Below are 8,006 nucleotides of genomic sequence, written 5' to 3'. Positions count from 1 at the left end.
GAACAGAGATAACACTATTCCCCCCACACCCAGTAACATTAATATTAAGCCTACCGTAAGATTTAGCATAACCAATCCTCTCCGGTTAAAATGCCTGCTTAACATAGAGACAAAAGCTGTAAGAAAAAACCACCATAAAATTGAAGCAGCAATAAACGAAACCAGTCCTGCAATGAGAGAAACCCACCCGTCTGACAGAGGGTTAAACGAAAAACTTGCATTAAGCCCTATCAGCACAAGTATAATTGCCGGGTTTGAAAACGTAAGAAAAAAAGAGGAGATAAAATCTTTCACATAACGCGTCTCCCGCGGAATCATATCAGTAATATGCCCTTTAAGTGGGTTGGAACGAAAAACAAACAAGCCGAAAATAATGAGAATAATGCTTCCTGCAATTTGAATCCATCGCTCATTATCAGTCAGAAAATCTGAAACAAAACTTAACCCCACCACTGTGATCAAGGCGTATATGAGGTCCGACAAAACAGCCCCCATCCCTGACACTAATCCATGCTGACTTCCTCTGTTAAGCGTTCGTTGAATTACCAGCATATTTATTGGTCCCATCGGTGAAGAAGTCAGGATGCCGATAATAAAACCTTTAGCAATCGTTTCTAACATAAATTGAAGTTTGCCTGAACAGCCTGTAGATTGATGCCTGCAAAGATACACTCATTATCATAACTGACAAAATGAGATTTTTAAGTGTTGACTTAACGAAAAAGTTCAAGCAAGTTTAGACTTTTTCTCGCCATGGCATAATACAAGTAAACTTGTCTTCTGCTCACTTGACTTAACGAAAAAGTTCACTAACTTTGTCTCTCCATTCTGATTGACGGAAGGATGGCCTTTCTCAATCTTCTTAATCTCATTCAAGTTCAGTAAATAATAAAAAGCAGAGATATGATTTCATTTTTCAGAACCCCCTCACAGAGCGTTATAGCCGTTCAGACAAAATCGGCATTCTCACCTGAAACAGAACTGAAGCTGGCATGGCTGTTCGGAGAAGCAGAGATGCTTGCCACTGAGATAGTAGACCGGCCGTTTGTCGGCCCCCGCCGCGAAATGATTACCCCCTGGAGTACCTGTGCGGTAGAGATCACACAAAATATGGGGATCGGGGATATCTCACGTATTGAAGAATATATTCCCCGGACGGAAGACAATGAAAATGATTTCGATCCGATGCTGCAACGCAAGTATGCAAGGCTGGATCAAACTATATTCAGCATCGACAGAAAGCCTGAAGAGATAGTATATATTGATGATATTGATACATATAACAATACAGAAGGGCTTGCGCTGAGCAGTGACGAGATCGATTATCTCAACTCCGTCAGCAAAAAGATGGGTCGCAAACTCACCGACAGTGAAGTATTCGGCTTTTCGCAGGTGAATTCGGAACATTGCCGGCACAAGATATTCAATGGCAAATTCATCATCGATGACGAGGAGAAGGAGATGTCGCTATTTCAGCTAATTAAAAAAACTTCGTCTGTTAACCCGAACAACCTGATCTCTGCTTACAAAGATAACGTGGCTTTTGTCCAGGGGCCTTTAATAGAACAATTTGCACCTACAAGCGGTGATAAACCCGATTTCTTCCAAACAAAAGATGTTGAGAGCGTGCTTTCACTCAAAGCCGAAACACATAACTTTCCTACAACTGTGGAGCCATTCAACGGAGCATCCACAGGTACGGGTGGAGAAATACGAGACCGCCTTGCAGGCGGAAAAGGATCTCTTCCCGTAGCTGGAACGGCCGTTTACATGACCTCCTATCCGCGACTAGAAGAAGATCGCACATGGGAGCAAACACTGCCTCCGCGAAAATGGCTTTATCAGACGCCCGAACAGATACTAATAAAAGCCTCCAACGGAGCATCCGATTTCGGCAACAAGTTCGGGCAGCCTCTTATCTGTGGATCGGTACTGACTATGGAACACTTCGAAAACAACAAGAAATTTGGCTATGACAAAGTGATCATGCTTGCCGGAGGTATAGGTTATGCCAACAAACGCGATGCAAAGAAAGGAGAACCGCAAAGCGGAGAGAAAGTGGTAGTACTGGGCGGAGACAACTACCGTATCGGCATGGGCGGTGGCGCTGTTTCGTCTGTAAACACGGGCGAATATTCATCAGGGATTGAATTAAATGCCGTGCAGCGCGCCAATCCCGAAATGCAGAAGCGTGTGTCGAATGTTATCCGTGCTCTGGCAGAGTCAGATGACAATCCAATAGTCTCAATTCACGATCACGGTGCTGGCGGACATCTTAACTGCCTGTCAGAGCTCGTGGAAAAAACCGGCGGGGTAATTGATATTGACAAACTGCCTGTAGGCGATGAAACACTTTCAGCTAAAGAGATAATAGGAAACGAAAGCCAGGAGCGTATGGGCTTGTTGGTTAAACAGCAGGATATTGAACGAATAGAGCGGATAGCTTCACGTGAACGTTCACCAATGTATGTTGTGGGAGAAACCACCGGCGATATGATGTTTACCTTCCGTCAGCCCGATGGCACCTGCCCTATCAGCATGGAGCTGGGAGATTTCTTCGGCAAGCCGCCGGCGACAGTCATGGAAGATAAAACCATTGAAGAGAGATACAGCGCTCCGGAGTATACCCAGGAGATGTTGGAGACATATATAGAGAATGTTCTAAGGATGGAAGCTGTTGCCTGTAAGGATTGGCTCACCAACAAGGTTGACAGAAGCGTCACCGGAAGAATTGCCCGTCAGCAGTGCCAGGGCGAGATACAACTGCCCTTGAGCGACTGTGGCGCCATTGCCCTCGATTACAGGGGGTGTTCCGGCATGGCTACATCTCTTGGGCATGCCCCGATGACAGCCATGATAGATCCGGCTGCAGGCTCTGTAATGGCCGTTGCCGAATCACTGACAAACATTGTTTTTGCACCACTTGCAAACGGTTTGCAGAGTGTCTCGCTAAGCGCCAACTGGATGTGGCCCTGCCGCAATCCGGGTGAGGACGCGCGACTCTACAAAGCGGTAGAGGCATGTTCCGATTTTGCCTGTGACCTGGGTATCAATATCCCCACCGGCAAAGATTCACTCTCAATGACTCAAAAGTATGGCGATGACAAGGTATTTTCTCCCGGGACAGTTATCATCTCTGCTGCTGCCGAGGTTATTAACATAAGAAAAATTGTATCTCCAGTATTGGCATATATAAGAGGAACCTACCTCTATTACATTGATTTTTCGTTTGATACGTTTAAGCTGGGAGGATCGGCTTTTGCACAGTCGCTGGGAAAGATTGGAGATGAGGCTCCAACGGTGAACGATCCGGAATATTTTAAGAACGCTTTCGCTGCCGTCCAGGAGCTGGTTAACCGTGGATTAATCCTTGCCGGCCATGATATTTCTGCGGGTGGTATTATCACCGCCATGCTCGAAATGTGCTTTGCAAATCCCAGGGGCGGGCTCGAATCACGGCTCGATAAAATCCGCCATGCCGACCTTGTTAAAATACTGTTCTCCGAAAATCCCGGTGTCCTTATTCAGGTTAAACATCACCGCCTAGTGGAGAAAATCCTGGGTGACTACGGTGTAGGCTTTGCAATAGTAGCAAGGCCTGTTGAAGAGCGCAGCCTGATTATTGAAAAAGATGGATTCCGGCAGGAGTTCAACATTGACAGATTGCGTGATATATGGTACAGAACATCATATTTGCTTGACATTAAGCAGAGTGGAGAAACATGTGCCGGACAACGTTATAAGAACTACGGGAGTCAGCCTCTTCAGTTCAATTTCAAACCATCTTTTACTGGAAAACTTGAGGATTTGGGTTTAAATCCAGATAGAAAGATAAAAACGGGACTCACAGCTGCCATCATCCGTGAAAAAGGCACCAACGGAGAGCGTGAGATGGCATATGCGCTTTGGCTTGCCGGATTTGATGTGAGAGATGTGCATATGACCGACCTCACATCGGGACGAGAGACACTTGAAGATGTGCGGTTTGCTGTATTTTGTGGCGGATTCTCCAATTCCGATGTTCTGGGTTCCGCCAAAGGGTGGGCCGGTGGTTTCCGGTACAATGAAAAGGCAAAAACCTCGCTCAGTAATTTTTTCGCCAGGGAAGATACACTCAGTCTCGGCATCTGCAATGGCTGCCAGCTGCTTATGGAGCTAGGGCTTATTTATCCTGAGATGGGCGACTCTCATCCCAAAATGGCACACAACCTGTCGCACAAGTTCGAATCGGCTTTTGTAAGCGTTGAGATTCCGAAGAACAGGTCGGTAATGTTCAAATCGCTCGAGGGCACAAAGCTTGGCATATGGGTGGCACACGGCGAAGGACGCTTTAATTTGCCTGAACCTGAATCAGCATACAATATTGCAGCCAAATATGTGTATGATGAATATCCAGGCAATCCCAACGGCTCCGATTACTCAGTTGCTGCCATCTGTTCTCTCGATGGCCGCCATCTGGCAATGATGCCCCATCTCGAACGGACTGTCTTCCCCTGGCAGAACGCCTGGTACCCACACGAATACCGGAAACATGAGGTCACCCCATGGATGGAAGCATTTGCAAATGCACGGGAGTGGTTAAAATTAAGTGAAAAGTAAACAAAGGAATTGTGAAAATGACTCAGCCTGCTTTTGAACATATAATGAAAGTGCGTGATTACGAATGCGATACGCAAGGCCACGTAAACAACGCCAATTACCAGCACTATTTTGAGGTTACGCGCCATGAGTTTCTGGAAATGGTGGGATTGAATTTCCATCAGCTCCATACTCAGGGTATCGATGCAGTAGTCTCCCGGGTTGAGATCCGCTACAAAGTACCCCTTAGGGGGATGGATGAGTTTAAATGTACCGTTACGCAGCTTGAAAGAGCAGGCGTGAAATATATTTTCCACCAAGAAATCATTCGATTAAAGGATAATGCGTTGTGCGCCAAAGCAAAGATAGAGGTGGTGAATCTAGTTAACGGCATTCTAAAAAAGCCCGAAGTGTTTGACGAAGCGTTTGCAGAATATATTCAGGTTTAATAAGCAAATGGCAACAGACAAATCTTTATACCGGATAGCACTCACTCAGATAAAAGGCGTGGGAGTGATGCATGCGCGTAACCTGCTGAAAGTAATAGGTGATGAAGAGGCTATTTTCAGAGAGAGCGTAAGCAGGTTAGAAGCCATTCCCCGCATCTCGAGACAACTTATCAGGGAGATACGTGATCCTGAAGTGCTGAGAAGGTCTGAAAAAGAGCTGGAGTTCATCACTAAAAACAACCTTCAGCTACTTTTTTTCACCGATCCAGGTTACCCCAGGCGGCTAACACAATGTATTGATGCTCCATTGTTGCTCTATGCCAAAGGGAATACCGATTTCAACCACGAAAAAACAATCAGTATTGTAGGTACACGCAACGCTACAGGGTATGGGCTCGATTATTGCAAGAAGTTCATCCGTGAGATCTCTTCAAAAATCCCTGATATTCAGATCATCAGCGGACTGGCATACGGAATAGACATCTGCGCTCATCGCGCTGCACTGCAACATGGCTTATCAACCATAGCCGTACTGGCCCACGGGCTTGACAGGATATATCCTCAATTGCACCGCAATACCGCTGTAAAGATGCTTCAAGACGGAGCCTTGCTAACTGAGTTTCCAAGTGAAACAAATCCTGACAAGCATAATTTCGTGAGACGGAACCGTATTGTCGCGGGCATGGCAGATGCAGTGGTAGTAATAGAATCGGGAGTAAAAGGCGGTTCACTAATCACTGCCGATATCGCGAATTCATATTTCAGGGAGGTATTTGCCCTGCCCGGTCGTGTTCATGATAAGATGTCAACCGGATGTAATCGGCTGATATCCGACAATAAAGCGGTATTACTGCAGAGTACCGATGATTTTATTGCCCACATGGGATGGGAAACAAAAGAAAAAGAGACTCTCCCTGTACAACAAGAGCTGTTCCCGGATCTGTCGGAAGAGGGAAAACAGATTTTCAGTGCTCTGGAAAGATCCGGCTCAATGCATGTGAACAAGCTCGCCATTGAACTCAACACACCCGTTCCGGAGCTATTCATGACTCTCCTGGAGCTGGAAGTGAAAAACCTAGTAGAATCACTGCCGGGAGGAATGTATAAACTGACGTAAAAATAGACAATTATTCATTTTCCGGCTACCGATTATTTTCTTATCTTTGACGAGTAACCCACTTAAAAAACTATTCAATGGCTTTATATATTGGCGACAAAATACCCGAAATCCTGGGAACTGACCAGAACGGAAAGACAGTGAAAATGAGCAATTTTGCAGGGAAAAAGCTTGCCCTTTACTTCTACCCAAGAGACAACACACCGGGATGCACGGCTCAGGCATGTAGTTTGCGCGATGGCTACACTGAACTTCTCAGGGCCGGTTACGAGATAGCAGGCGTAAGCATAGACAGTGAAACATCGCATCAAAAATTTATTGATAAGTTTTCACTCCCCTTTCCTCTTATTGCCGATACCGATAAAAAACTGGTAGAACTGTTCGGCGTTTGGCAGGAGAAATCCATGGCGGGCAAAAAATACATGGGTACCGTTCGTACCACCTTCCTTATCGATGAAAACGGCATTATACGGCACATCATTGAGGGTAGAAAAGTGGATACAAAGAATCATGCAAAACAGATATTAGAGATGGGATAACGCCATTGGCAAAGGTGCGTCACGCACACTTTAATTGCATTGTCCCCCGATTTAGATGTTTGTTTCTTTGAAAGAATCGTCTGAAAGATCAACTGAATTATCAATCAAACAAAAAATAATATGGCAGAAGAAATAAAGGACAACAAAAACAATGAAAAACTGAAAGCGTTGCGTGCCGCAATGGACAAGATTGAAAAAACATACGGCAAAGGCTCCATAATGATTATGGGTGATGAGAAGGTGGAAGAAATGCCGGTGATCTCTACCGGATCAATAGGATTAAACGTGGCTTTGGGCGTGGGCGGATATCCACGGGGCCGTGTAATTGAAATTTACGGGCCGGAATCGTCCGGTAAGACCACACTTGCTATCCATGCTATTGCAGAAGCTCAGAAAGTAGGTGGCGTGGCTGCTTTTATTGATGCAGAGCATGCATTCGACCGTTTCTATGCTGAAAAATTGGGTGTTAAGACAGACGACCTGCTTATTTCACAACCCAGCAGCGGCGAGGAAGCACTGGAGATCGCTGAACAGCTTATCCGCTCTTCCGCTGTGGATATTATCGTGATAGACTCTGTTGCCGCACTCACTCCTAAAAAAGAGATCGAAGGAGAAATGGGGGACTCCAACGTGGGGCTTCAGGCACGTCTGATGTCACAGGCGCTCAGGAAGCTTACTGCCGCAATAAGCAAAACAAACACCACCTGCATTTTTATTAATCAGCTTCGTGAGAAAATTGGGGTCATGTTCGGTAATCCTGAAACAACTACCGGCGGCAATGCTTTGAAGTTTTACGCATCGGTGCGCCTCGATATCCGAGGCAACGGTTCTCCCATAAAGGATGGAGAAGAACAGATAGGAAGGCCGACGCGCGTAAGGGTAGTAAAAAACAAAGTTGCACCTCCATTCAAAAAGGCAGAATTCGATATCATGTTCGGTGAAGGTATTTCTCGTACCGGTGAGATTATTGACTTAGGAGCAGATCTGAACATCATCAAAAAGAGCGGTTCGTGGTACAGCTACAACGATACCAAGTTAGGACAGGGACGCGATGCAGCTAAAGCTGCAGTGAAAGATAATCCCGAACTGTCGGAAGAGCTTGAAAAGCTCATTTTTGAGGCATTAAAAACAAAATAACAGTTTTAAGAAACGAGATTTTCATTTGGGAATCTCGTTTCACTTTAAAATTATTTAGAAGCCATGCCAACCCTGACACCCCCACCCTCCCTCTCGTCATCTTAGCAGGCGCCAACCCAGTCTGGTCATCAAATAAACTTTATTATGCGAATCTATAGGAATTTAACACTGTCCGGAATAAATCTG

The 8,006-nt window shown here is 45.6% G+C and carries 6 protein-coding genes; 5 read left to right on the top strand and 1 reads right to left on the bottom strand.

Going from position 1 to position 8,006, the window contains the following annotated elements; all coding sequences use genetic code 11:
* On the bottom strand, positions 1 to 621 hold a 621-nt coding region (locus tag B3B27_RS11570; protein WP_286847496.1), incomplete at its 3' end, for a LysE family translocator.
* A gap of 282 nt (positions 622 to 903) precedes the next feature.
* Here B3B27_RS11570 and purL point away from each other — a divergent pair.
* From purL to recA, 5 genes are all read left to right on the top strand, one after another.
* Entirely contained in the window at positions 904 to 4,599 is a 3,696-nt protein-coding gene (gene purL / locus B3B27_RS11565) for a phosphoribosylformylglycinamidine synthase (RefSeq protein ID WP_286847494.1), read from the top strand.
* 17 nt (positions 4,600 to 4,616) lie between these two features.
* Positions 4,617 to 5,027 carry an acyl-CoA thioesterase gene (locus B3B27_RS11560; protein ID WP_238869520.1) on the top strand — a complete coding sequence of 137 codons (411 nt, stop codon included), beginning with the start codon at positions 4,617 to 4,619 and terminating at the stop codon, positions 5,025 to 5,027.
* 7 nt (positions 5,028 to 5,034) lie between these two features.
* Positions 5,035 to 6,144: a DNA-processing protein DprA gene (gene dprA, locus B3B27_RS11555; protein WP_238868005.1), complete on the top strand. Its 1,110-nt coding sequence runs from the start codon at positions 5,035 to 5,037 to the stop codon at positions 6,142 to 6,144.
* Between the two features lie 77 nt (positions 6,145 to 6,221).
* Positions 6,222 to 6,683 carry a thioredoxin-dependent thiol peroxidase gene (bcp, locus tag B3B27_RS11550; protein WP_238868006.1) on the top strand — a complete coding sequence of 154 codons (462 nt, stop codon included), beginning with the start codon at positions 6,222 to 6,224 and terminating at the stop codon, positions 6,681 to 6,683.
* Positions 6,684 to 6,803: 120 nt separating this feature from the next.
* On the top strand, positions 6,804 to 7,820 hold the full coding sequence (recA, locus tag B3B27_RS11545) for a recombinase RecA (protein WP_238868007.1): 1,017 nt from the start codon (positions 6,804 to 6,806) through the stop codon (positions 7,818 to 7,820).
* The last annotated feature ends 186 nt before the right edge of the window (positions 7,821 to 8,006 follow it).

Origin of the sequence: Proteiniphilum sp. UBA5463, from assembly GCF_002427225.1 — a bacterium.
GTDB classification, from domain to species: Bacteria; Bacteroidota; Bacteroidia; order Bacteroidales; family Dysgonomonadaceae; genus Proteiniphilum; species Proteiniphilum propionicum.
This window is presented reverse-complemented; position numbering and strand designations above follow the sequence as displayed.

Bases quoted from the DNA above. Each gene is read 5' to 3' on its own strand.
- purL (WP_286847494.1), top strand. From the start codon at position 904: ATGATTTCATTTTTCAGAACCCCCTCACAGAGCGTTATAGCCGTTCAG.
- B3B27_RS11560 (WP_238869520.1), top strand. From the start codon at position 4,617: ATGACTCAGCCTGCTTTTGAACATATAATGAAAGTGCGTGATTACGAA.
- dprA (WP_238868005.1), top strand. From the start codon at position 5,035: ATGGCAACAGACAAATCTTTATACCGGATAGCACTCACTCAGATAAAA.
- bcp (WP_238868006.1), top strand. From the start codon at position 6,222: ATGGCTTTATATATTGGCGACAAAATACCCGAAATCCTGGGAACTGAC.
- recA (WP_238868007.1), top strand. From the start codon at position 6,804: ATGGCAGAAGAAATAAAGGACAACAAAAACAATGAAAAACTGAAAGCG.